Origin of the sequence: Chlamydia crocodili (assembly GCF_018343815.1) — a bacterium.
Taxonomy (GTDB): Bacteria; Chlamydiota; Chlamydiia; order Chlamydiales; family Chlamydiaceae; genus Chlamydia; species Chlamydia crocodili.
This window is the reverse complement of the sequence record NZ_CP060791.1, coordinates 692,392-716,214: the sequence shown is the minus strand read 5'-3', so window position 1 is coordinate 716,214 and position 23,823 is coordinate 692,392. Positions and strand designations below refer to the sequence as shown.

Below are 23,823 nucleotides of genomic sequence, written 5' to 3'. Positions count from 1 at the left end.
AGTGTAGACGCACTTTATGCCGGCGTGGCGGAATGGTAGACGCGGTAGACTCAAAATCTACTCTTAGCAATAAGGTGTTGGTTCGAGTCCAATCGCCGGCATAAGTTTTCTTTCTAAGTTTTTTCAGGTTGCTAATAAATTCGTTAGTAGTTTTTTTTAAGAAAAGCTACATGCCGAACCCCTTGCTTCCTATGAAAGAACAAGCTCTCCTACTCCTCCTTAAAAAAAAGAAAGGCTTTTTCTTAGCTATTCTTGATCTTACTGAAACAGAGCCTTCATTAACTCCTTTAGAACTCGAAAAAGTATTACAACAGAAAAAAACACTTCTATCTTGTATAGACAAAGTTGATAACCAGATTAAAGAATTTCGGCATTGTTTTACTTCGGTATTACCTCAAGACATTCAAGAAGAACTCTCGGATATTCGAGAAATCATCACGAAAATTCTTGATACAGACAAACTCAACTATCTGCAGAGAAAAAAAGAGTTAGGGATTTATGAGCAGCAACGATTGTAAATCATGTTCTTCAACCCAAGAATTGATAGAGATCAAATCTCGTATCACCCAATCTTATAAAGAAGCGGATACTATTCTTACAGCCATTCCTGATGGGATTATCCTACTCTCAGAAACAGGCAACATTTTAATTTGTAATTCACAAGCTCGTGAAATTTTAGGTATTCCTGAAGAATTAGAAATATTGCAAAAACCTTTCACAGATTTTTTCCCAGAAACTTTCTTTGGATTTTCTATAAATGAAGCGCTGCAATCTTTACTCTCTCCAAAAACAGTACGCCTAACATTATCGAAAAATGATCAAGATCGTGATGCAGAGATCTTCGTAAGAAGAAACTCTTTAAATGGTTACCTCTTTCTATTAATTCGAGATCGCTCAGAATATAAACAACTAGAAAATGCTATTGAAAGATATAAAAATATAGCTGAACTAGGAAAGATGACAGCAACCCTAGCTCATGAAATTCGTAACCCCCTAAGTGGTATTGCAGGATTCGCCTCTCTATTAAAAGAAGAGCTCTCCTCCCCACGTCATCAGCGTATGCTTTCCTCAATCATTGATGGAACACGTTCTTTAAACACTTTAGTTTCTTCAATGTTAGAGTATACAAAATCCCAACCGCTAAATCTAAAAGCTATAGACCTACAAGATTTTTTTTCATCACTTATTCCGCTATTATCAATCACGTTTCCCTTTTGCAAATTCGAACGTGAAACTTCAATTTCTATAATACGTTCTATAGATCCTGATAGAATGAATAGTGTAGTGTGGAATCTTGTAAAAAATGCTGCTGAAGCAACGGAATCCCCTATGACAGTCATCCTACATTCGTCGGGAGATATTTCGGTGACAAATCCTGGTCAGCTCTCTCAAGAGATTTTTGATAAGCTATTTATTCCATTTTTTACAACTAAAGCTCAAGGAAATGGTTTAGGATTGGCAGAAGCTTTAAAGATCATGCGTTTGCACTGTGGTGATATTCACGTAGAAAATGCTAACGCAAATATCACCTTCACTCTAAAGATTCCCCAACCCTAAAACAAAGAATTAAAGATCGTTTGGAGGATTCCATCTAGTTGGTTGGAACTGTCGAGTTAACATGTCAGTATAAACTCCAGCAGTTACGGTCCTCACAGCGCTTTCACAAATATCATGCACTTCTAAGATAAACGGACCATTAAGACCGCTTCTCACAGATAAAAGCTGCTCTACAACTCTTATTAAACGATTCCATGTAATATTTCCCAGATTCTCATAGTTCAAATCTCCTAAAGGATTTGCGGCTCCTGGTGTTGTACCCTCACCATGACCAATACTTCCTAAAACTAAAGGAATCTTACCAGAGAAATTAGACATAGCTCTCAAGAAGTTATCTTCTTCTTCAGAGTAATTCTCTAACATGCCTCCTGCTCCTCTATGCATTTTCTGCAACATTGAGAATAAGAAACCTGTCCAACGTGGATAATCACTGAAAATCTGTAGGTCTGTCACGTAGCTATAGCAATTTGATAACCATTCGGTAAGCGTTCCCGAAGAAGTGCGGATTTCAGGGAATGCTTCGGCCAATTCATTAAATAGCTCATCCAAATGTGGTTGTCCCTGAGATTCTGCAACTAATGCATTAGCTCTTTGCGATATCGCTTCTATTTGATCTATAGTGAAGAAGCCCAGCAATGCTAAAAACCATTCACGCAAACAACGTTGTTCTATAACAGCACGTTTTTGAGCATCTGTAGCATCCTCTGGTAGTTCTGCTTCTAAATATACTCCAGGACGTAATTGCCTGCAGGAAATACCTGTTCCTATGTGACCGAAAAATCTTGGAGCAGTAAAAGCAAGCATCTCTGAAAATTCGAGACGTTGAGTTTCAGTTTTTTTCCTTTGCTTAATGTTGGAGGATAACGCGATTAACTGTGTAGCCAGCATCTGCATAGCCCCTTCCTCGCTATGTTCAGCTATTCTATTTGCATCTCTGAGAAGATCTTCTAGCTGATTTTTTTCTAATTTCAATCGCGAGGTCTCTTCTGTATGCTGTAGATGACGATCCTGCATAGTCTGTTGTAGTTGAGCTATCTCCTCTCGTAAAGCAGTCTTCTCTTGATCGTGTCGTATGCGTAAACCTTGTATCTCCTGAACAAGTCTTTCCTTCTCCTCCTCACTTTGTTGTAGCAATGCTATATTTGTACGGTTTTGCTCAACCGCATCCAACAGACGTGCATTAAGATTAAGTTTTTCTTGCTCTAATCTATCAATCTCATTTCTTAAGATATCTATAGAATTTCTTAATTCTACCTCGCCTCGTAAAGAGCGATGTAGGTTATCAACATCGTTATCGTAAGCACGGATATCCGTACGGAGTCTATCAATTTCTATTTTAAGACCCACTATTTCCTCATCCTTAGCTAGGACTTCTTCTCTAAGGGTTGCGTAGCGCAATTGCAAATTTGTTAATTGTGTACGTGTAATAGAAAGAGCTTCTGAGAGATCTGCTCGTTCTTTAATAACGGCTTCTAAATCTACTGTTAATCTTCGAATTTCTTTTTGAAGAGCCTCTATTTGAGCACTAGAGCCAGGATTGCTCTCTGCTGTTAATACCAGATCTCGCAATTCTTTGTTTTCCAGACGTAGACGTTGTTTTTCTGCTTCGTGTCTATCAATGTCCCCTTGTAGCGCAAGAATCTTCGTATTTAAGATTCCCTCTCTCTGTTCTAAAGCTGCAATTTGTAAAGCTCGTCTTTCGTTCTCTTGAGTCCCTTGAGAGATGCGGCTATTAACAGCAGCTGCCTCATCAATAAGCTGTCTATATCTTACAACTTGTTCTTGAAGCTGCTCAATCACTGCTTCTTTAACACTTATGGTATTGCGGTAATGATCAATATCTTCTTGAGTATATTCTCCGCCCAACTGCCGATTGCGAAGCCGTTCTACTTCTTCAGTTAATGCTTCTATTTCCTGGGTAAGTCCCAGAAGTGTTGCTTCTTTTTCACGTAGGTTATTCGTTAATTGATTTATGGTTCCTGCAGAACGTAGATATTTATCTTTATATTCCCGATTAAAGGTTATCCTCTCAGTTGTAGATTCAATAAGGCATTGAATTTCTTTCTCTAAATCAATACGTCGATTAGTTAAGTTCTCATCACGTATGGATAAATTAATTAACGCTTCATACGCTTGAGAGAGCCTAGATAATAAAATATTTTGCTCTTGCAACAGAGGTTGTAGCCCCGTCACCAATCCTGTATGTTGCTGACCGCTATTAGCATCAGCAGTAATTTGATTCTCTAATGATCTGATACGTTGGATAAGAGTATTTAAAGTGGTCTGTAAATTCGCAATAGCCTCTGTTTGATTTGCTTTTTCAATACCTACACCAGCAAGATCTTGGATGAGCAAATCTCTCTCTTGATATAGCTCCATCAAGCGCCTATCGTGTCCCGTATCTCGCGTTCCTGTTATATGCTGATTATAAGAACGATATAAGAGCTCAAGCTCCTCACTGATTCGCTCTTGCATTTCACGAAATTCTGATAAATTAGACAAAGCACGATGTCTATTTTCTGTTTCAGAAGATATGAGACGGTATAAATCCACTTCTTTTTTACGCAAATCTCTATCGAATTTTGCTAATAGATTCTCTCGTCCTTGAATTATTAATTTTGGATCGCCATTAGAATCAAAACCGTTTATAGCTAAACCACGAGCATCCGTTGTCGCTAACAGACCCTGAAGTTGGGTCTGTAAATCTTGAATATTTACCCGCTGCGCTACCGTTTTCTTATTGGGCCGTGTTGAAAAGTGTAGTAACAAACTCGTAACCAGCAAAACACTGCCAAGAGCAATAAATGCTATCCCAATAAACATGGGGGTGGCTGGCAATAAAGTTAGAACTAAAGTTCCGGCACAAATAGCAAGAAGAGATAAACAAAACAGCCCAATACATGAGGCAAGCTGACATCGTGCTTTCCAAGCAGAGGAAATCTCCCCTCTCTCTAGAGGAGTTAAATCTGAAAATAAGGATAAACGAGATTGTGTGATTTCTGGATTCAACGAAGAAACCAAAGAATTTGGTGTTGGAGAAGAAGCCATGCTATAGGTGCTCTAAATAAAATTAAGTCGAAAGATTTTACTATCTTAAACAACTAAAAATCAATTAAAAAAACATTAATTACAGAAGTAAAGAGAAACTAAGAATAAATAAATCTTTCTTTACACAGATTAATTCTATTTAGTAATAAGAAATCTTAACTTAAAAATTAATAAAACGCCCAATGACTATAGAAAGAGTGTTAGTAGTAGATGATGAGCCCTTACTCAGAGATTTTCTTTCTGAACTTCTTTTATCCAGAGGATTTTCACCATTTACAGCGGATAATGTTAAGCAGGGTTGCCACAAGATACGTTCAGAGAAATACGACCTGATTATATCGGATATGAATATGCCCGATGGTAGTGGTATTGATATTATCAAAATAGCTAAAGAATACTCTCCTGGAACTCCTGTCTTAGTGATTACTGCTTATGGAACTATAGAAAACGCCGTAAAGGCGATGCACCATGGAGCATTTAACTATCTCACTAAGCCTTTCTCTTCAGAAGCTCTATTTGCTTTTATAGCAAAAGCTGAAGAGCTACAAGATCTTGTAAATGAGAATCTTTTGCTAAAATCGCAAATTTCATCGGAATCTCATCCTCTAATTGCTGAAAGTCCTTCTATGAAGGATTTGTTGTCCAAAGCAAAAAAAGCTGCTGACAGCTCTGCAAACATCTTTATTCACGGAGAGTCGGGTTGTGGGAAAGAAGTACTTTCTTTTTTCATTCATAGAAACTCTCCTAGAGCTTGCCAACCTTACATAAAGGTTAATTGCGCAGCTATTCCAGAAACCCTATTAGAATCGGAATTTTTCGGTCATGAAAAAGGAGCATTTACTGGAGCTACAGCAAAAAAAGCCGGACGTTTTGAACTTGCACATACAGGAACTCTATTGTTGGATGAAATTACAGAAGTACCTGTCAATCTTCAAGCAAAACTCCTGAGAGTAATTCAGGAAAAAGAATTCGAACATCTCGGAGGAACAAAAACTCTATCTGTAGATGTGCGCATCCTAGCCACATCAAATCGTAATCTTAGAGAAGCTGTTGACCAAAAGATCTTCAGACAAGACTTATTTTATCGTCTCAATGTTATCCCCCTCTACCTCCCCCCTCTAAGAGAAAGAAAAGAAGATATTCTCCCCTTATCTCAATACTTCTTAGAAAAATTTTGTAGATTAAACAATAAACCTATAAAAACTCTCTCGGAAAGCGCCAAGACTGCGCTTCTTGACTATGCCTGGCCTGGAAATATCCGAGAACTCTCTAATGTATTGGAAAGGGTGGTTATCCTAGAAAGCCCGACCTATCTCACCGACACGATGCTGGCTCTATGCTAAAAACTCCAATCCGGTAAGAGGGGGAGTTTTTCTTGAGTTTCAGAGAAACTTCTGTTAAGCTTTCTATTCTCAAAGGTCTCAGATTCCCTGGAACAGGGCTGCCTTAGGCACCGATAGCTCAATCGGATAGAGTACCTGGCTTCGGACCAGGTGGTTAGAGGTTCGAGCCCTCTTCGGTGCGTTAAAAACTTTCTAGAATAAAGAGCTTCCCTACTATAATACAAATAGGAGAATCTCTTTTTCTTTTTTTCGATTTTTTCATCTCCATATGTTGTATAAATCTTTTCACCATAAGGAGACGGCATGCACAATCCTCAACGTCGGTCAGCAAGGCAGAGAAAAATCCCAAGAGACGAGGTTGCCAATCTAGAAATTACGGGTAAATCTTTTCATATTTCCCAACCTCTACGTCAGCTGATCATTGAAAAGAGCGGTCAATTACCTGCAGTAGACTCTATTCATGTGGTATTGACATCGCATAAAGAGAAACAAGGAACCGAAGTGCATCTAACCGTAACTACAGGGAAAGAGACATTCCAAGTAAAAACACAACACAGCAATGCTTATAGCGCTGTGATTTCTGCCTTTAAAAAAATTCGCACTTTAGCAAATAAACATCTGAAAATACGCCAAGACAAGAAGAAACACGATACAGGACTATCAAAAAAAGAGGAGCACATCGTTGAGCTCCAAGAAGCTATGCATCTTTATGATGATATGTTGCCCATAGAAACTATGGATGCGTGGGATTCTTTAAAACAGTATGGTTATATCCCAGGATCTGCGAAAAAGACTCTCTCTAGGAAAAAAATTAATTTGCCTGTTCTTTCTGAAGATGAAGCTATTAAGAAATTCGAAGCTTCCAGAGATAAAGTACTAGTCTTCCTAAATGAAAAAGAGCATAAAATCCAGCTAATCCATAAACAAAACGACGACAACTATGTCCTCATCGAGCCTATCATCGCCCCAGGATTTCACATCTTCTAATGAGCAGATATCTACAAATCCCGATTCTTTAAAGATCTTCGATCCCATACGGCATAAGATCTTGGCATCAACACCTGAAGAGAAGGTCCGCCAGGAGCTTATTGCCTTTCTCATCGAAGAATTGCTCTACCCCCCATCTTTGATTATCGTAGAAAAAGGGCTTAAAACCCTATTCCCCCTTCTTACTCGTAAGGATATCCGCCTCCCGCGCCGTCGTCCAGATCTTCTTATTATCACGCCAGCGACTTATACAAATCTTGAAGGGGAAACTTATAATTTAGGAAATCCAAAACCGCTTTTGCTTATTGAATGCAAAGCGCGAGTGATCAACCAACAAACAATAAACCAGCTGTTAAGCTATAACTATATTATTGGAGCCCCGTGTCTTTCTGTCGTATGTTATAGAAAACAACAAACAGGATTTTTAAATCCTAAAACACAGACCCTAGATTTTTATCCAGGGCTCCCTAGCTACCCTCAGCTACTTTCTTATTACCTCAAATTAAACTCTGCACAATCTATAAACTAAAGACATGCACACCCTTACTCCGGCTATTGCACTACAAAATCTTCCCTTAGGGAAAAACCATTGTGTGACCACAGTATTTTCCCCTCTGGGGCTCCTTACATTTTTTGCAAAGCAAGGCCAATCCATTTATTGCGATTTCAGAGAGGCTCTTATTCCCCTGTCTTTGGGGATTTATAGTCTCGATTACTCTCCGCCAAAAATGCGCAAGCTAATCTGTGCAGAGATAAAAAATACCTTTTCAGAAATCAAATCCTCTCTTCCTCTACTACAAGCAGCAGGGAAAATGGCTCAAGGTATTTTAGAATCACAGTGGCAAGAAAAGCCCTCTCAAGAACTTTTTTCCTTATTTTTAAATTTCTTATATCTCTTACCGGAAAGTAAAAATCCTGAAATGTTTTCAGCAACTTTCTTACTTAAACTTTTACAATATGAAGGGGTTCTAGACCTATCCTCAGCATGCACATACTGTAAAAAAACTATTATTTCCCCAAATTTCTATCGTTATAAAGGCTTAAAATTCTGTCTAGACCACGGTCCTGAGGGTGCCGTCATGATAGAAAATGAAGAAGAGCAAGTTCTTTTTGCTCTTATCCATGCTAAAAAATTCCAAGATCTCTTACATCTATCAGATTTTCACTTGGGATTTTCAGAAAAGATTATGCGAATGTTTGAAAGTACAATTCATGAAGATAGGAATAAGACTTTATCGGAGAGTAATCGTTCCCCCAGAGCCACTGTGAACTTCAAAGACTAAGGTAATAGGAGCTATACCCACTAAAGAATTGTGATACGTTTTATTCCAAATACCACGGCCACGTTTTTCAAAATCTCCCTCTAAAACTACCTTTCCCTTTGTAGATACTTTCGTATGCACAATCACGCCTACGTTCTTAGGGAAAGTTAATGTAAGAGGTTCTGACTCATTACTCACGGAAATCGTAGTATTTTTATGCCAATTTCCTCGGAAATCTAAATCCATTTTACATGATGAACAGGTGAATACTAAGGAAGTGAGCCCAGGATAATTCCCCGTCAACTTGGCTCGCAAAAATCCAAATGACCCATTGTAAACAATAGATTCTAATTTTGGGAATTCTCCAGAAGCATCAAAATGCACCCGTTTTTTTCTCTGTGCATGAATTTCCATAGTTTCCATATCGGGAAACTCTCCGGAAAAATTAAATCGATCTATATAAAATTTTTCGTCCTCGGAAATATAATGCTCAGAAAAGACGGGGAGGCTTACCGATAACAATGATGAGAATATAAAGAAAAAAATCGAAAGAAACCGCAAGGTTTACACCCCAAACTTGAAACTATGCTCACTATGAAAATTCAAGATAAAGAAATCAAGAAGAAGAGGCCTATGAGCAACTTCTATTGCGAAAGAGGGGACTCGAACCCCTAAGGAAAGCTCCACTACCACCTCAAGATAGCGCGTATACCAATTCCGCCACTTCCGCAAAAAAAATAGCTTAGCTAGGAAATCCCCTTTACCTCAAGAAAAAAAATGTTTCCGACTGAGTAAAAATGAAGTACATTAGAGAAAGATTTAACAATAGTTTCTAAGAATCATGCGTTGTACTGCCCATTGCACAGCTTCATCCTATAACTTGCACGTGCTCTTTCACTTACTAAAAACCCGCTTCCCCACAGTCTTATCTAGGGAATATGTTTTAGTGTCTTCGGAAAATCCCGATGAATGTGACAAGATTGCCGTATTTTTCCCCTTTGGAGTTGCTGTATTTTGGGGTTGGGAAGAATTTGAAGAAATCAAAGTCCTACAATCTATTGTTACAGCTTCTCCAGAAATCCTTCCCCAACCAGAAATCGATTGTTACAATTTCCATTATGGAGAGAAACTTCAAATACGTAGGGATAGATTGATCTTAGCAGATTCGCAACTCAATACAAAGCTGGCTATATCTTTTGGTCTTGCTCAATCAGTAAAGCTCACCATATTTGAAGCTACTATTTATAAAACTATTGAAGACTCAAAACGCTTGCCTCAAGACCTGGCTACAAAAGGAAAAATCTCCATGCCAAGGAAGGCAATAGCAAAAAAAATTGGTAAATTATTTTTAGATAAAGCCTCTGTAAATCTTCATTCTGATATTCTTGATGAGCCTGACTTTTTCTGGGAACATCCGCAAACACAACCCATTTATATTGACGTTCTTAATTGCTTGGATATTAACTCCAGAATTAATGTTCTCAATCATAGATTAACAATCCTTGGAGACGTATTGGAAATTTTAAATGACCAACTCAATCACCAACACTCCTCATCATTAGAATGGACAATTATTTGGTTAATTATGCTAGAAGTTTCTGTTGCTCTACTTAAAGACGTATTTAATGTCATTTAAATTGCTTGTTAAAAACCTGCCCATGCATCTATGTCGTGCTCTTATCCATATTTATAGATGGACAATTTCCCCTTTGTTAGGAAATCCATGTAGGTTTTTCCCGACTTGCTCACAATATGGCCTACAGGCTCTAAAACATCATGGATGTATCAAAGGTCTCGGATTAACAATAAAAAGAATAGGAAAATGTGGCCCCTGGCATCCAGGAGGAATAGATCTTGTTCCTATGACGACTTTAGAGGAAGCTTTAGACGTTTCCCCGGTAATAGACGATGATGATTCATCTGATTCACACGCATAATCTCATCAATAGTCACTCCAAAACGACGTGCTATCAACCATAAAGAATCTCCATCTTTTACAATATAATCTTCGCAAATAGGCTCTTGTGTATCTGTAACGAATGTTTTTGTCATACTGGCGTCATTTGCAACAAAAGAACGTGGCGTTGAGGTGACACGAGAAATAAAATTTTGACTATAAGGAGATTCTTTAGGAAGAAGATCAATAAATCTTTTTAAGTCCTCATCTGTAAACTCATGAATCACCCAATCTTCATCATGAACGAGTAATAATAAAGCTGCTAAAGGCTCTCCTAAATTCATATAAGCAGATAAAATTTTTTGTCGTTGTTGATCAGAAATTTCCGTAACACGGCTGTTTTCGTTACATAGAGAAAAAAATACTTGCTCTTCATTACGTATTACCATTCTTGCTAAGGAAGCAACAGAGGCCACCTGCTCATCAGCACCACAAAGTAACGTACGCAAATAGAGAAATTCAGGAGTATGACAAAAATGATATAAACAGTCTTCGTCAACAACACCTTTCTCTAAATTTTTAGAAATAGAAACAAACAAACCTCGAGATGTAAAAGGATAACGCTCGCGAGATAAATAACGACGCACTAAGCCGTACTCTCTCTCATCGATATTCGGAAGTAACCAGGTTTTCCCATTACTACGCAATTGTGTGAATGTCAAAGGATGAGAAAGCGCACTACCTACATCCACATCATAAGTATGGATAGCTACACTTAATGCCCATAATTTTAGCGGACGCCCATAAAGTAAATGATCTTCATCCAATAAACGATACAATTCCTCGAGGGAAGCTTCTGATAAATTCTCTAGGAAATCTTGGGGAATATATTTCACACGGCAACTCTTAGCCACTAAAGGACCGGAAAATAAACGTAGTTTATAAATATCCTTTTGAAAGATAGTTGAGTAAAATAAAAGTAAGAAAACAATATTCAATACCGCACTTAAAACTAATGCTTGCCCTAGCCATCGAGTCGTTTTTTGCGAAGTCATTAAAGATTACTCCTAAAACTCAGCTGCTCTCTGAACATTAAAATACTTGCCACTATACACTCCTCCTCGTAAAATCTGTCATAAAAACGTCTCATCTTTAATATCCATGCGAGTTTCTTTATCCTCATTACAAAGATTTTTTTCTTCTCCTTTACCTATAAAACAAATTATAGAAGCTTGTGATCATATAGGAATAGAAACTGAAATAGAAACACTTCTTACATGCTCGTTTTCTTCTATCGTCACAGCAAAAATACTAAAAACAGTTCCCCATCCTAATGCAGATAAACTCGTAGTTGCTACTCTTTTTGATGGACAACAAGAACATCAAATAGTTTGTGGAGCTCCTAATTGTCATCCTGATATCATAGTTCCTTTAGCCCTTCCAGGAGCAAAACTGCATGATCACGAAGGCAACGTGTACACAATAAAAAAATCCAAACTGCGAGGTGTAGAATCCCAGGGTATGTGTTGCGGCGCAGATGAATTAGGCTTTGCTCATCTACAGACAACAGAAAGAGGCCTCTTTGAATTTCCCCAAAACACGCCTTTAGGAGAAAGTGCCTGCGCTCTTCTTGCCGATACATTTATCGAATGTTCTTTAACTCCTAACTTAGGTCATTGTGCCTCACTTCTAGGGCTTGCTAGAGAAATTACCCATATAACAGATGTAGATCTTACTCTACCTCCAGAATTTGTGTTTACTCCCCTGGAAACAACTACAAAAGAACGTCCATCACAAGATCAGAATCTTTGTCCTATCTTCTGCTGTGTAAAAATTTCTGGAGTTTCTGCAAAGGTTTCTTCTCAAGATCTACAAAATGCTCTTGGAGAACTCAAACAAAAGTCTATTAATTCCATCATAGACATCACTAATTACATTATGTTGTCTTTAGGACAGCCTCTACATGTTTATGATGCTAAAACTGTGGATATTGATTCCCTGCATGTTCAAAATGCGCAAAAAGATGAATATTTAAAACTTCTAAATAATGAAGAAGTCCTTGTCCCTCAGGGAACAGCTATCATCTGTGACAAAGATCGTATGGTAGGTTTAGCGGGTGTGATGGGAAGTCTAGATTCATCATTCAATGATTCAACAACAGAGATTATACTAGAAGCCGCTTATTTTCTTCCGAAAGTCATACGTGCTTCTCAAACACGTATTCCTCTACATTCTGAAGCTGCATATCGTTTCACAAGAGGCATTGATCCAAATAATGTTTTACCTTCTCTCTATGCAGCCATTCATTATATACAAAAGATTTTCCCTAATGCTCAGGTATCCCCTATTCATGTCTTGGGTACTGCACCTCAATCTCCCAATGTATCCTTACGTACAGAACTCATTGAGAAAGTTCTCGGAATATCTCTAAACCCTTCTCAAATAAGTAAGGAACTGACTTCCTTAGGATTTAGCATTACTTCTAAAGAAAATGCTATTTTATCCGTAAAAGTTCCTTCTTATCGCCATGACATCCATGAAGAGATTGATCTTGTTGAAGAAATCTACAGAACACAACCATGGAAAATAGAGAATAAGAAAGCTCCTGCTATTTATAGTTCTATGTACTCCCTTAAACGAGAGATTGTAGACTTTTTAGCAAATTCAGGATTGCAACAGTTTTTCACATGTGATCTTCTAGATACAGAAATAGCTGCATTCTCTAGAGAAGAAACTGATCGCATCTCTTTACAGGGATCCAAACAAGCTACTGTATTGCGTGATTCTTTGCTTCCCGGATTATTAAAAAGTACAGCAACGAATCTCAATAGACAAGCGCCCTATGTACACGCTTTTGAGTTGGGGACAACTTACACAAAGAAAGATTCGAAATATCAAGAAACACAAAGTCTAGGAATCATCCTATCAGGGCAAGCAGAAGAGTTATCTTGGATATCTCATGAACGTCCTTTATCATTTTATTCAATAAAAGGTTGGATTGAAAAACTATTCCAACATCTACATGTTTCTTCACAGGCCTATACAATCCAACCTAGTGATCATGCGAATTTCCACCCTTACCAACAAGCACAGATTTATCTTCATAAACATGTATTAGGCCGATTTGGAACATTACATCCCCAGCTGTGTAAAAAAGCCCAAATCAAACACACTGTATTCTTTGCCGAACTTTCGTTAGATTCTCTTCTACATACACAAAAGAAATCTATACACTTATATAAACCCTATCCTATTTATCCCTCTTCATTCCGGGATATAACATTGACAGTTCATGAGTCTGTACCAGCGGATTCTTTACGAAAGAAACTTTTAAGTTTCCATTCTAAATGGCTTGAAAGTGTTTCCATTATCAGTATATATCAAAATAAGAACCCTACTACTCAGAATAAGAATGTTTCCCTACGTCTTGTATTTCAAGACAAGGAAAGAACATTATCTAATCAAGAAATAGAAGAAGAACATGAGCGTTTACTTGCTATGCTTAATATGCAAATAAACGATACAAAAGGAACGATCGATTCATGAAACAGCTGCTTTTTTGCGTTTGCGCACTCTCTTTCTCATGCTTTACCTATGGGTCAGCTCTAAAACAAGATTCTTCAGTTATGAAGGAGACCTTCCGCAATAACTATGGAATTATTGTATCAGGAAGAGATTGGGTAAAACGGGGTTGTGATGGAACAATCACCAAAGTTTTAAAGGATGGATCTACCCTTTATGAAATTTATGTTCAAGGCCTTCTTCATGGAGAAATAACGTTAACCTTCCCCCATTCCACAACTCTTTCTGTAGTGAAGACTTATGATCAAGGGAGGCTCGTTTCCTATAAAACGTTCTTTTCTAACGGTCTGCCTTCTCAAGAAGAAATCTTTCAAGAAGATGGATCTCTTATTGTCACTCGCTGGCCAGATAATAAAAATAACGATACTATTACTGAGCCTTATTTCACTGAGACCACATATCAAGGTCGTGTAATTGAAGGAAGCTATTCCTCATTTAATGGAAAATATACGTCAACAATTCGCAATGGAGAAGGTATACGGTCTAACTTTTCTCCAAATAATGTCCTTCTTTCCGAAGAAGCTTTTAACGACGGTACCATGGTCAAAAGAACCACCTTCTACGCTACTAGAGATCCTGAAACTGTCACTCACTACACTAATGGACAACCTCATGGATTGCGTTTAACTTATCTTCCAGGAGGAATTCCTAGTACTATTGAAGAATGGCGTTATGGATATCAAGATGGTACTACAACGGTATTTAAAAACGGTTGTAAAGCAGCTGAGATTCCTTTTGTAAAAGGATCTAAGGAAGGATGTGAATTACGCTATAATGAAGATGAAGTTATAGCAGAAGAAGTGTCTTGGAGAAATAATTTCCCTCATGGTATGAGAAAAATCTACGCTGGCGGTGTCTATAAATGTGAATGGTATCACCGTGGACGTTTAGTCTCAAAAACAAAATTTGAGAGACTTAATAATGCGGGATAATATAGTTTGCTTTCATGTCCGAGAATTTTTACTTAGTTTCTGACGATTCTAAATTTTCTCTATCGCAAGCCTGTTCTCAAGGCTTGCAGATAGCTAAACGTCCCCCTCTACAAGTCATTGTTCATTTTCATAATAATGCCGTTATAAAAACTCAACTTTCCGTAGCTCCTGTTTTCTGTTGCTTATTTCTTGGCCCAGGATCACATAAAGCTATGGAAGAAATTGTTCTATTGTGTGCCAAATATTCGCAAAAACTAAACACTCCACGTTCTTCTTACATCAATACATCTATTTTATCTGAACAGCAAAAAATAATACTCGATTGCGTTGCAAACATCCCTTTTGGACAAACACGCACGTACGGAGAGATCGCTAGAGAAACAGACACGCATCCACGCACTGTAGGATCAGCTTGTAAAAACAATCCCTTTCTTCTATTTTTTCCTTGTCATAGGGTAATTGGAAGTAATGGGGAGCGTCATTACTGCGCAGGAGAACAAATCCAAAACATCCTTCTTAATTTCGAGAGATCTTTAAGTTAATCCTGCAATTTAGGATCTAAGGCATCGCGAATACCATCTCCTATCAATGCTATGGCAATCAGCAATGCTGTAAGCATAATAGCTGGGGGCCAAAGAATAGCGCTTTCTGAAGGGAAAGCTGTGACACCTTCTTTCATAAGATTTCCCCAAGATGCAGAACTTTCCTCACCAAGCCCTAAAAATGTTAGTCCTGCTTCACAACTAATCATCGCCATCATAGAAAATGGCAATAAGGAAATAATAGGAACAATTGCATTAGGAAGTATCTGATGGACCATAATATGATAGTGGCTATAGCACATATTCGTCGCAGCTAGTACATAGGACATATTGCGCTGCTTCAGAGTCTCTATTCTAATATACCTGCTAAACCCTGTCCAACCAAAACAACCGAGTAGTATTGTATCTAAGATTAAAGATTTTTGCTGCGTTATTGAGACAACAAGCATCAAAATAAATAGCATAGGCATAGTTTCCCAAATCTCAGTAAATCTAGAAAGAACCATATCTGTAGTTCCTCCAAAATATCCAGAAATTAAGCCTATGACTGTACCAATAAATAATGCAATAGCAACGGAAACTCCCCCGACAACTAAAGCTATACGAATACCAAAAATTAAAGAGGCTAGAAGATCTTTACGGTTAATGCGCGTAAGTTGCCACCAACGCACATACTTATTCATCTCACGAGATCCCCCTGCATCATCTTCCCAATGAAATGTAGTTAGTAGCGGATTAATAAGAATACGCAGCCTTTCGGATTCTTCATTAATCCATGCACGTTTATCCTGAATAAAGTTAATCGCACTATGAATTTTACTATATTCTTCAAGAACCTGACGTGTCTTTATCAAATGTTTACGGAAAGGTTCTGCTTCTTCTTCTATCGAAGAATGTGCCGAAAGTAAACTTTCATGCTGATCTTTATTATATAAAGCTAAGTTTAAATCGTGCTCAACACGAGTAAGTGCCATAAGAAAAGGACGATACTCATCAATCGCCCTATACCAAGTTTGCAAAGAAGATTCGTAGGATGAGCTCAAATTCTGCAGTCTTCTTTGTAAACGCTCCAAACACACCTGCTCATTTTTTATCTGGGAATGATGCAATGTAGGTATTTGCGAGCCTTTATATCCTTCATAGGATACACAATATTTTTGTAATTTCTCATGCTGTAGTTTACGGTATTTCGACTTTATCAAAATGCCTAATTGTTCGTATTTACTCATATACGTCTTTTCTAATTCCCAAGTACGCATATCTTTAGGAAGTAAAACTATAGTCTCTGCTCTACTATTGGCAATTTGTGAAAGGATTTTTTCAGCACGTAATTTTTTAAGATTTTCATCTCCTGAAGGATCCTGAATATTTCCACGATATACAAAAATAAATCCTGAAATCTGAATAATAGCTAAAATTCCAATAATCGCCTTACGAAGGCCTCCCTTAGAAAACTTACAGCCTATAAAGAAAAAAGGTAGTGTTACCATGAACACATTAAAAAAAAGATCGATCGGCTTAGTGTAAAAACCAGGAAACCATAAATACCTAAATAAAGGGAAAAAAAGAGAACCCTCCCATTTCACTAAAATAGGCTTGCTACTAGCAAACAAAGGTGCGTAAATACCTACAAGTGATAAAAATATGACAAACTTCCAAGACAGTGAGGCAAGAAAATTCTTATGATATGCCTGAAAAAATCTGCGATAAAAAGAAGTATGGGATTGCATAGTTTTAAATCCTCTTCTTTCCTAGCTGTACTCTAGGATCCAATAGCACGTAGCAAATATCACCGATTAAATAACCTAATAAAGATAAAGCCGATCCAACAAGAACAGAAAATAACACTACGTTATGATCACGATTCAAAATAGCTTGATAGAAAAATCTTCCGAATCCATCGATATCAAACAAAGTCTCTACAACTAAAGCTCCTCCTAATATTGCTCCTAAAGATGAGGCAAGGGAAGTGATTAATGAGGATGCTGCGTTCTTCCCTACATGTTTTACAAGAATATCATAACGAGATACTCCGCGAGCTCGCGCTGCACAAATATAATCTTCACCTAGTATTTCTAAAAATATAGATCTGCTTAATCTTGATTGAGAAGCAAACGCTCCATAGCTTACAGCACAGAAAGGAAGGAAGCTATGCGTTATGGTATCTACAAGCTTCCCGAAAGAACTCAACTGATTAAAAATTTCCGGAGAAGATCTTAGTCCGCTATATGGCATCGGAATAGAGGTAAATGGTATGGTTTTATTGATGACAAAATTATCAATAATCCACGGAACAGCAACAAAAACAGGAACAGAAAATAGAAATAGGAAAATAAAATTTAATGTGTGATCTAACCAACGATTCCTATTTAAAGCCATAATCATTCCAAATACTTGGCATAAAATAAATACCAAGATCATAGGCAAAACAGATAGCGTTAATGATGAACGCAACCGTTTAATAACTTCAGAAACTACTGTTTTATGAGAATCATTCCGTAAGGTTCCAAAATCCAGACGCAAAACACGTGACATATAACGAGCAAAGCGAGTTTCTAAAAGGAACGTCTTCCAAGAGAAACGTTTGTAAGAGAAGGTTTCCATACCACCCTCTTTACGAAACCATTCCTTTAATGCTTCAACTTTAGTCCCTATATCTTCCTCAGAAAGCAGTTTTACAAGCAAAGCATTGTTCTTAGACACCTTCTCATTATATGCATACTGTTCCGAAGATAAACCTGAACCTATGATACCCTGACGGATAGCACCCCGAATGAACAGGTCTGCTGCAATATGACGATAGGAAGAATTTTTCGTATTATCGCTAGCCTCAAACAATAATGCCGGCATAATAAATTTTGCACGATCACCCCAGTAAACTTTTAGCTTGGAAAATGATTGCTTTTTAGATTTTTTATTCTGGAAATTATCTATTATCTCCTGGATTCCCGTTTTCACCTTAGCGTGTGACATACTAGGGCGAGTATTAAAGAAAATAGGTAGAGTCAAACCATAATATTCTCGAAACTGCAAGTAACGATCTGGACCTTTATACGTACGAATCTTATCTGATTTTCCTGCATCTCCGTGAGCATCGACAGATTGATCTTCAATAACGTCTCCTGGAGCTGCATTCAGTATGATAAAATTAATCGAAACAATTGCAAAAAGTGTCAGGGGGATCAATATCAGACGTTTTAAGATATACTTGAGCACTCTTCCTCCTTCCTGTCTAACCAAACCATATGAAGATTAACCATTTCGTCTTGAGCATCGGGTATCAAATCTGTCCTCTGTTTAGGGACAAAGACGTTTTTCACGTAATCTTTATAGAGTAAAGAATAGGTACGAGAGAATAGGAAAGCATAGGGGGACTCTTCATGAATAACTTCGTGGAAACGATGATATAAATCCATACGTTTACCGGCATCATATTCATAACTAAGTTGATCTATAATTTTATCAGCTTCGGGATTATGGAAACCAACAACATTGGCAGATCCTTTTTCCATTGCACCCTCGGAATGCCAAAGAGCCCGAGGATCCTCTGGAGGAGATCCTAGACACCAGCCGGTAAGCAAGGCGTCGAAATTCTTTTCTTCAAATGCTTGAGAAAGGTCGGCGGTATCTAATCCTAATAAACTACACTCAATGCCTATCTCTTTACAGACAGTAGCCACATATTCTGCAATAGTACGGCCTGTGATACTTTTAACATAATAACACAAACGGAAGCGGAAAGGAATTACGGCTCCATCTATAACTTTTTCTCGAATGCCATCACCATCAGAATCTATCCAACCTTCTTCTTCCAATATACGAGCAGCCTCTTCTGGAGAATAGTGCCAACCTTCTACTTTTTGGTTATAGGAAGGAGAAAAAGGTGAGAAGGGCCCGCTGATTATATGAGCACGACCATCTAGACATTCTTCTATAATCCTATCGCGATCTATGAGCATATTCATAGCACGTCGTACTTGACGATTCTCAAAAAACAACGAGTAACAATTCCAACCAATATAGGCGTAAGAACGATCTGGATAGATCATTTCACGAATAGCCTCGCCTTTAGAAGCTTGATTTTTATAAGCGGGAGTTCTCATAAAACTCGCTAGATTATCCACATGATTCGGGGGTAGATAAGCTAAATCTAGTTTTCCCGCTTTGAAATCTTGAAATAAGGAGTCCGAATTATCCTTAATATAGACATAACGTTTCTCAACTAGAGCTTCCTTAAGATTGTAATGGTTTGGATTTCTCGTGAAAACTAGCTTTTCGTCATCCATTCCAGAGAAGTAAAAAGCTCCACAACTAACAAGATAATTCATTGACCAATGTGTGGAGAAATTCTGCGCCCAAACGGAATCCTTACGATAGATATCAGGGTCAGAATCATCTTTAACGATCTTCTCTCCATTTGCAAAATACTGGTATACGAAGCAAGGTAAGGGTTGCAAACATAGAGTATTAAAGAAAGCAGAATATAGAACTTTTTTCTCTTCTTTTCCTTCTTCATTTACAAGATCATGGGCTTTCCAACGAACTATAAATTTCAAATCACCTTCTACGGTAAGGGAGACAATATCTTCAAAATACGAACGCAAAGCTACGGCACGCATTTCTGCAATATAGGGATTCATTACCGCATCATAGTAAAATTTGAAATCATGTGCCGTCACAGGATGAGGCTGCATAAAATCATCAGCTAGTTGCACATGTTTAGGAAAACGTGATGGATCTATAGGCACCCAAAATACATTAGGGCGTAAATAAATATGAAATTCACGATCCCCAGAGCCATCCTCAACGCTATGCTCCTCTATTTTCAGAGCTAATCCTGGGGAAAATTCTTCGTATTTCCCCACATGTGCGTTTGCCAATCCTGGGACACATAAATCATATAGCTTCACAATATAATCGTAACCATTAAAAGGACTCAAATTATCTGGTTTACCAACATGAGCTGTGCGCAAAATACCCTTAGGAGTAAAATCATCCCCTACAAGATTCCCTAGGGTTTTTTCCATATAAGGATCTGGAGAAAGTAAGTTTGGATAGCGAGGATCTCCAACTTCTACAAAGTTACAGCATGTAGTTACGGATAATGACGAGGGATATGGCGCGTTAGAAGACCGTGTAGCGTTATTTTGCTTTACGATACTAAGTAATTCCTGGATGTCTTGTTGTACATCTCGAACATTCATTTTGATTAACTTGATATCTTTTTCAAGCAAATCAGATGACCAGTATAACAAAACCAAAGAGGCAACAACTACACACTTTAAAATTTTGTCTATTACACACCGTTTATTCATATAAAACAGATCCTCTGCCAAAGACTACTACACTCTGACAGTTCCTGAAAAACATGTCTTTCAGCCTTTAAGCTTTTCAAGACTCTATCACTAGATCATTATAGCAAAACTCAACAAAAGCAGCTAAAAATTTTGATCCAATAGAGTTCTATCAAACGATAAAAATTATTTACTTTTTAAAATAGCGCAAAAAACGCTCCGCATGTACTTTTTAAAAAGATTATCCCCTTTGACACTTATCTCGTTGCCTCAGACTCCAGTTTAATCGCGAAACCTAACAAGAAAAATTTACACTACTCACTAGAAAGTCCCTCATAGCGCTGGGTTTTTAAGACAATCTGGATGTAAAATTATAATTTTACTCCTAGCCGCCTCTTTCTATTCTTCCCTACACGCTTAAAACGTGATCTATTTTCGTCCTATTTGAATCAAACATTATGTATATTATAACCGTGAATCAAATAAAGAGTCTAAAAATGCTACTTTATCTGATCTTAAACAAAATGAAAAATCCTTTTGAAGACGTTTTAAATAATCTTCTTTATTAATGCAATAATTTTAATCCAGACCGAAACCTTCTCTGTAATATATCAAGAGCCCTTATTCCTCTTTTAAGAATTTAAAAACAAAAAAAAAGATTGTATAAAAAATAGACTCACCCACTTTCACAAATGCGTGGGGATGATTACAGCTATTAAAATACGGTTAATCATCTTTTTTAGAGAAAAATCCGTAATCAAAGGCTCTATAAATCTACAAGGGTTACTTTTGTGATCTGTGGGGAGAAATTGGTGCTCTATGATTTTCAACTTAAATTGAAAGTGAGCGTTGAAATCACTTCGTGAAGCTAATGACTAGCTGTTTTAAATACTGATGAGAAACAGGGGTCTTCCCCTGTTTCCTCAACACAAGAGAAAAACTCTTATTCGTGAGTTTCGGAATTCTCGTTTCCGCTTTCGTTTCCGGATTCATTTCCAGAATCGCCGTTATCGCTTACCTTCACATCATCACTCTCATCAGCAAAAACAGCTGTTACACAAGCACATGAAGAAGCTAAAAGAAGCGCTAAGATTAATTTTTTCATTTTTATTCTCCTTGTTGTATATGCCAGATGAAAATATCTCTTCGCCATGTCTAGAAAAACTAAAAACATGGGAAAAATCGATACTGGCATAAAGGTTTCCATAAACCTTATGAGAAACTAAGAATAATGCGCAATTAAAAAACTATAACGATCCAGATGTTAACTATATGTTTCTCTCTGTTTCAGGAATAAATAAACCCCGCATTATCTTGTGAATTAAACTGTTAGATTTTTCATGTTTTCTGATTTTATTTATTCGAAAAAAATACCCTTCAGAGGCCATTTTCAGACTTATTTTTAACATCGAAAAAGATAACACTCTTATCCACTATAAGGCATAGGTTTATGTCTATAATATGGATGTCCATCCAAGTATATAATCTCCTGATCAGGATTTTCACTTCGTTCTAATTCATTTTCAGGACTATTACCAGCCACCTTCACATCATCACTCTCATCAGCAAAAATAAACGTCTCACAAGCACATGAGACAGATAAAAGCAGCGCTAAGATTAATTTCTTCATTTAATTCTCTTTACTATATATTCAAAATAAAAACACCTTATCCGTATACCTAGAACAACTAAAGACGTAAGAATAATAGTGTGGAAATTATCTAATCTTCCCAGCATTCTCCTCCTGAGCAAGAACCACCTTCACATCCACCTTCTTCTTTTTCCTCACCCTCTTCTGAACAAGAAATTTTATCAAAAGACGCCTCTAGGCTAAATACACGTTGTGTTGCACAAGAAGTTAATAATAAAAATGCTATTATGAGTTTTTTCATTTTACTCCCTTTCATTTAATTTAAGTGAATCGCATGCACACTATATTCTTAGAACAAATTAAATATAGTGAATGCTTTTAAGAAACAAATATCGTTTTCTCTTCTTTCTGCTGTGGTAATAGGTAGATCCCATAGAGAAGAATCAAAATACCCAACAGCAAGGAAAGTATCGCAACAGGAATGGGTATTAACCCTAACGAAATACATCCTTGAATAAACATCTCAGAAATTGCACATGATGTAAAAACAAGATAGACAGCTCCAGACCCACATAAAGCTAGGACAAGACCAAAAATAGCCACAGCGCTGGCTATTTCGTAACGAGTCCGAACAGAAAAACGTGCTCGCCACGAAACGCTCATCCTATCACAAAGACTGTTTCGCATTATTGTATCATTACCGATATCAATACTTTTCATAAATAAGATGCTCTATAAACTAGGATAACTATTATAAAGAACAATAAGAAAAATTAATAACTATTGTATTCTATTCCATAGAATTTAATTAGTTTTCTTGATTTTTTGTAATCTCTTTTTTTCAATTCTTCATATATACGCAAGCCCTTAGCATTCATTCCTTGTTGAAAATAGAGAATGCCTAGCTTGGTCATAGTCTCCACGTCAGTAGGTTTTAACTTGAGAATCATCTCATACTCTTGAATCTCTTCTAGAGGCATCTGCAAATCATGATAACTGTAAGCTAATTGAGCATGTACCCAAGCATTACCCGGAGCATATTCATTTAAAATTTTGAATTCCTCTATCGCACGTTGTGCTGTTGTGAAAAATTTTTCTTGAACTTCTTCTCCATATCTCCCTGGGGGAACCCAGTAATTAGCATCAAATTCAGGATATTTCCTTGGATCAGCATAGAGACCAGAAAGAGCTACATAGGCATCCGCTAAGGATACGTGTGCTCCGAGATCTACAGGAATAGATTGTACAACTTTAATGTAGGCATCTATAGACTTCTGCAATAGGCATTCTCGAAACAGAAAATAATCTTTCCAAAAGCAAAAACAACTAAACTTCCTTATAAAATCATGTTGAGGAAGAAAATTCAGTATACTAGATAAGAGTGTGTATTCTTGATTTTGTAAGTCTATAGCAAGCTTTGTCGCAGAGGACGCTAAGTGCGTTTGCTCTTCAACCACATTTTGTTTCCCCTTGAACAAGGCTTGCGCATTTCTTAAATAACTTATTGCTAGATCTTCAAAAAAATCTGGCTTCCCTGACAATATGTATAAACGTACAACAAGACAAACAAACAGAGTTAAAAAGAAACAAGCAAGACAAAATGCTGGAACAATAGTTTTCCCAGAAAATAAGAAAAAATAAAGAAATACACCGAGTTCGACAGCCATTAATAATAAACATCCGAGTAACAATAAACTATGTCGGATAAGATATTGACGTAATTTTTGGTGTGTTTTTTTACATAAAGCTTCTAAAGTTGGGAGAGCATTATTTAACTTCATGTATCTT

22 protein-coding genes and 3 tRNA genes are annotated in these 23,823 nt (G+C 37.3%); 13 read left to right on the top strand and 12 right to left on the bottom strand.

Annotated features, from left to right (window positions below):
* Nucleotides 1–18 precede the first annotated feature (18 nt).
* The 3 genes from H9Q19_RS03245 to H9Q19_RS03235 all read left to right on the top strand — a co-directional run bounded on the left by H9Q19_RS03245 (nt 19) and on the right by H9Q19_RS03235 (nt 1,557).
* A tRNA-Leu gene (locus tag H9Q19_RS03245) sits at nt 19–101 on the top strand.
* A gap of 90 nt (nt 102–191) precedes the next feature.
* Nucleotides 192–518, top strand: a complete 327-nt coding sequence (locus H9Q19_RS03240) for a hypothetical protein (protein WP_213242047.1) — start codon at nt 192–194, stop codon at nt 516–518.
* Complete coding sequence (locus tag H9Q19_RS03235) at nt 499–1,557, top strand: two-component system sensor histidine kinase NtrB (protein WP_213240247.1); 1,059 nt, start codon at nt 499–501, stop codon at nt 1,555–1,557. Before H9Q19_RS03240 ends, H9Q19_RS03235 begins: the two co-directional genes overlap by 20 nt.
* Nucleotides 1,558–1,566: 9 nt before the next feature.
* Here the strand turns inward: H9Q19_RS03235 and H9Q19_RS03230 are convergent, their stop codons facing one another.
* Nucleotides 1,567–4,605, bottom strand: a complete 3,039-nt coding sequence (locus H9Q19_RS03230) for a hypothetical protein (RefSeq protein WP_213240245.1) — start codon at nt 4,603–4,605, stop codon at nt 1,567–1,569.
* A 182-nt stretch (nt 4,606–4,787) separates the two neighbouring features.
* On the opposite strand from H9Q19_RS03230, the gene H9Q19_RS03225 reads away from it, so the two are divergent.
* The 5 genes from H9Q19_RS03225 (at nt 4,788) to recO (ending at nt 8,218) form a co-directional block, all read left to right on the top strand.
* Nucleotides 4,788–5,948 (top strand): sigma-54-dependent transcriptional regulator, encoded by a 1,161-nt coding sequence (locus H9Q19_RS03225; RefSeq protein WP_213240243.1) that lies wholly within the window; start codon nt 4,788–4,790, stop codon nt 5,946–5,948.
* 107 nt (nt 5,949–6,055) lie between these two features.
* Nucleotides 6,056–6,129 (top strand) — tRNA-Arg (locus H9Q19_RS03220).
* A 122-nt stretch (nt 6,130–6,251) separates the two neighbouring features.
* The gene (locus H9Q19_RS03215; protein WP_213240241.1) at nt 6,252–6,935 is read left to right on the top strand and encodes an HPF/RaiA family ribosome-associated protein; all 684 of its coding nucleotides are present in this window, start codon (nt 6,252–6,254) and stop codon (nt 6,933–6,935) included.
* The gene (locus tag H9Q19_RS03210; RefSeq protein ID WP_213240239.1) at nt 6,889–7,464 is read left to right on the top strand and encodes a type I restriction enzyme HsdR N-terminal domain-containing protein; all 576 of its coding nucleotides are present in this window, start codon (nt 6,889–6,891) and stop codon (nt 7,462–7,464) included. The genes H9Q19_RS03215 and H9Q19_RS03210 overlap by 47 nt, the downstream gene beginning before the upstream one ends.
* 4 nt (nt 7,465–7,468) lie before the next feature.
* Nucleotides 7,469–8,218 carry a DNA repair protein RecO gene (recO, locus tag H9Q19_RS03205; RefSeq protein ID WP_213240237.1) on the top strand — a complete coding sequence of 250 codons (750 nt, stop codon included), beginning with the start codon at nt 7,469–7,471 and terminating at the stop codon, nt 8,216–8,218.
* On the opposite strand, the gene H9Q19_RS03200 is transcribed toward recO, so the two are convergent.
* Complete coding sequence (locus H9Q19_RS03200) at nt 8,168–8,758, bottom strand: hypothetical protein (RefSeq protein WP_213240235.1); 591 nt, start codon at nt 8,756–8,758, stop codon at nt 8,168–8,170. The genes recO and H9Q19_RS03200 overlap by 51 nt on opposite strands.
* 87 nt (nt 8,759–8,845) lie before the next feature.
* Nucleotides 8,846–8,927 (bottom strand) — tRNA-Leu (locus tag H9Q19_RS03195).
* 111 nt (nt 8,928–9,038) lie between these two features.
* On the opposite strand from H9Q19_RS03195, the gene H9Q19_RS03190 reads away from it, so the two are divergent.
* Nucleotides 9,039–9,833, top strand: a complete 795-nt coding sequence (locus H9Q19_RS03190) for an RMD1 family protein (protein WP_213240233.1) — start codon at nt 9,039–9,041, stop codon at nt 9,831–9,833.
* Complete coding sequence (gene yidD, locus H9Q19_RS03185) at nt 9,823–10,134, top strand: membrane protein insertion efficiency factor YidD (RefSeq protein WP_213240231.1); 312 nt, start codon at nt 9,823–9,825, stop codon at nt 10,132–10,134. The genes H9Q19_RS03190 and yidD overlap by 11 nt, the downstream gene beginning before the upstream one ends.
* Here the strand turns inward: yidD and H9Q19_RS03180 are convergent.
* Complete coding sequence (locus H9Q19_RS03180; RefSeq protein ID WP_213240229.1) at nt 10,058–11,149, bottom strand: LysM peptidoglycan-binding domain-containing protein; 1,092 nt, start codon at nt 11,147–11,149, stop codon at nt 10,058–10,060. The two genes, yidD and H9Q19_RS03180, sit on opposite strands and share 77 nt — an antisense overlap.
* A gap of 106 nt (nt 11,150–11,255) precedes the next feature.
* Here H9Q19_RS03180 and pheT point away from each other — a divergent pair, with 106 nt between their 5' ends.
* The 3 genes from pheT to H9Q19_RS03165 are packed head-to-tail and all read left to right on the top strand — an operon-like array spanning nt 11,256 to nt 15,150.
* Entirely contained in the window at nt 11,256–13,640 is a 2,385-nt protein-coding gene (pheT, locus tag H9Q19_RS03175) for a phenylalanine--tRNA ligase subunit beta (RefSeq protein WP_213242045.1), read from the top strand.
* Nucleotides 13,637–14,608, top strand: coding sequence for a toxin-antitoxin system YwqK family antitoxin (locus H9Q19_RS03170; protein WP_213240227.1), 972 nt, complete (start codon nt 13,637–13,639; stop codon nt 14,606–14,608). Before pheT ends, H9Q19_RS03170 begins: the two co-directional genes overlap by 4 nt.
* A 14-nt stretch (nt 14,609–14,622) precedes the next feature.
* A complete protein-coding gene (locus H9Q19_RS03165; protein WP_213240224.1) occupies nt 14,623–15,150 on the top strand; it encodes an MGMT family protein in 528 nt (175 codons plus the stop codon).
* Here H9Q19_RS03165 and H9Q19_RS03160 read toward each other — a convergent pair.
* From H9Q19_RS03160 to H9Q19_RS03125, 8 genes are all read right to left on the bottom strand, one after another.
* A complete protein-coding gene (locus H9Q19_RS03160; protein WP_213240222.1) occupies nt 15,147–16,880 on the bottom strand; it encodes an ABC transporter permease in 1,734 nt (577 codons plus the stop codon). The two genes, H9Q19_RS03165 and H9Q19_RS03160, sit on opposite strands and share 4 nt — an antisense overlap.
* Before the next feature lie 4 nt (nt 16,881–16,884).
* Complete coding sequence (locus H9Q19_RS03155) at nt 16,885–18,366, bottom strand: ABC transporter permease (protein WP_213240220.1); 1,482 nt, start codon at nt 18,364–18,366, stop codon at nt 16,885–16,887.
* Complete coding sequence (locus tag H9Q19_RS03150) at nt 18,348–20,465, bottom strand: ABC transporter substrate-binding protein (RefSeq protein ID WP_213240218.1); 2,118 nt, start codon at nt 20,463–20,465, stop codon at nt 18,348–18,350. The genes H9Q19_RS03155 and H9Q19_RS03150 overlap by 19 nt, the downstream gene beginning before the upstream one ends.
* A 922-nt stretch (nt 20,466–21,387) precedes the next feature.
* Complete coding sequence (locus H9Q19_RS03145) at nt 21,388–21,549, bottom strand: hypothetical protein (protein ID WP_213240217.1); 162 nt, start codon at nt 21,547–21,549, stop codon at nt 21,388–21,390.
* 321 nt (nt 21,550–21,870) lie between these two features.
* Nucleotides 21,871–22,074 (bottom strand): hypothetical protein, encoded by a 204-nt coding sequence (locus H9Q19_RS03140; RefSeq protein WP_213240216.1) that lies wholly within the window; start codon nt 22,072–22,074, stop codon nt 21,871–21,873.
* A gap of 91 nt (nt 22,075–22,165) precedes the next feature.
* The gene (locus tag H9Q19_RS03135; RefSeq protein ID WP_213240215.1) at nt 22,166–22,336 is read right to left on the bottom strand and encodes a hypothetical protein; all 171 of its coding nucleotides are present in this window, start codon (nt 22,334–22,336) and stop codon (nt 22,166–22,168) included.
* Between the two features lie 77 nt (nt 22,337–22,413).
* Nucleotides 22,414–22,755 (bottom strand): hypothetical protein, encoded by a 342-nt coding sequence (locus H9Q19_RS03130; protein ID WP_213240213.1) that lies wholly within the window; start codon nt 22,753–22,755, stop codon nt 22,414–22,416.
* Between the two features lie 53 nt (nt 22,756–22,808).
* Entirely contained in the window at nt 22,809–23,816 is a 1,008-nt protein-coding gene (locus H9Q19_RS03125; protein WP_213240210.1) for a tetratricopeptide repeat protein, read from the bottom strand.
* Between the last annotated feature and the right edge of the window lie 7 nt (nt 23,817–23,823).

What these genes read in the sequence shown, in the direction of transcription:
- H9Q19_RS03240 (WP_213242047.1), top strand. Translation starts at nt 192, where the DNA reads ATGAAAGAACAAGCTCTCCTACTCCTCCTTAAAAAAAAGAAAGGCTTT.
- H9Q19_RS03235 (WP_213240247.1), top strand. Translation starts at nt 499, where the DNA reads ATGAGCAGCAACGATTGTAAATCATGTTCTTCAACCCAAGAATTGATA.
- H9Q19_RS03230 (WP_213240245.1), bottom strand. Translation starts at nt 4,605, where the DNA reads ATGGCTTCTTCTCCAACACCAAATTCTTTGGTTTCTTCGTTGAATCCA.
- H9Q19_RS03225 (WP_213240243.1), top strand. Translation starts at nt 4,788, where the DNA reads ATGACTATAGAAAGAGTGTTAGTAGTAGATGATGAGCCCTTACTCAGA.
- H9Q19_RS03215 (WP_213240241.1), top strand. Translation starts at nt 6,252, where the DNA reads ATGCACAATCCTCAACGTCGGTCAGCAAGGCAGAGAAAAATCCCAAGA.
- H9Q19_RS03210 (WP_213240239.1), top strand. Translation starts at nt 6,889, where the DNA reads ATGTCCTCATCGAGCCTATCATCGCCCCAGGATTTCACATCTTCTAAT.
- recO (WP_213240237.1), top strand. Translation starts at nt 7,469, where the DNA reads ATGCACACCCTTACTCCGGCTATTGCACTACAAAATCTTCCCTTAGGG.
- H9Q19_RS03190 (WP_213240233.1), top strand. Translation starts at nt 9,039, where the DNA reads ATGCGTTGTACTGCCCATTGCACAGCTTCATCCTATAACTTGCACGTG.
- yidD (WP_213240231.1), top strand. Translation starts at nt 9,823, where the DNA reads ATGTCATTTAAATTGCTTGTTAAAAACCTGCCCATGCATCTATGTCGT.
- H9Q19_RS03180 (WP_213240229.1), bottom strand. Translation starts at nt 11,149, where the DNA reads ATGACTTCGCAAAAAACGACTCGATGGCTAGGGCAAGCATTAGTTTTA.
- pheT (WP_213242045.1), top strand. Translation starts at nt 11,256, where the DNA reads ATGCGAGTTTCTTTATCCTCATTACAAAGATTTTTTTCTTCTCCTTTA.
- H9Q19_RS03170 (WP_213240227.1), top strand. Translation starts at nt 13,637, where the DNA reads ATGAAACAGCTGCTTTTTTGCGTTTGCGCACTCTCTTTCTCATGCTTT.
- H9Q19_RS03165 (WP_213240224.1), top strand. Translation starts at nt 14,623, where the DNA reads ATGTCCGAGAATTTTTACTTAGTTTCTGACGATTCTAAATTTTCTCTA.
- H9Q19_RS03160 (WP_213240222.1), bottom strand. Translation starts at nt 16,880, where the DNA reads ATGCAATCCCATACTTCTTTTTATCGCAGATTTTTTCAGGCATATCAT.
- H9Q19_RS03150 (WP_213240218.1), bottom strand. Translation starts at nt 20,465, where the DNA reads ATGAATAAACGGTGTGTAATAGACAAAATTTTAAAGTGTGTAGTTGTT.
- H9Q19_RS03145 (WP_213240217.1), bottom strand. Translation starts at nt 21,549, where the DNA reads ATGAAAAAATTAATCTTAGCGCTTCTTTTAGCTTCTTCATGTGCTTGT.
- H9Q19_RS03140 (WP_213240216.1), bottom strand. Translation starts at nt 22,074, where the DNA reads ATGAAGAAATTAATCTTAGCGCTGCTTTTATCTGTCTCATGTGCTTGT.
- H9Q19_RS03135 (WP_213240215.1), bottom strand. Translation starts at nt 22,336, where the DNA reads ATGAAAAAACTCATAATAGCATTTTTATTATTAACTTCTTGTGCAACA.
- H9Q19_RS03130 (WP_213240213.1), bottom strand. Translation starts at nt 22,755, where the DNA reads ATGAAAAGTATTGATATCGGTAATGATACAATAATGCGAAACAGTCTT.
- H9Q19_RS03125 (WP_213240210.1), bottom strand. Translation starts at nt 23,816, where the DNA reads ATGAAGTTAAATAATGCTCTCCCAACTTTAGAAGCTTTATGTAAAAAA.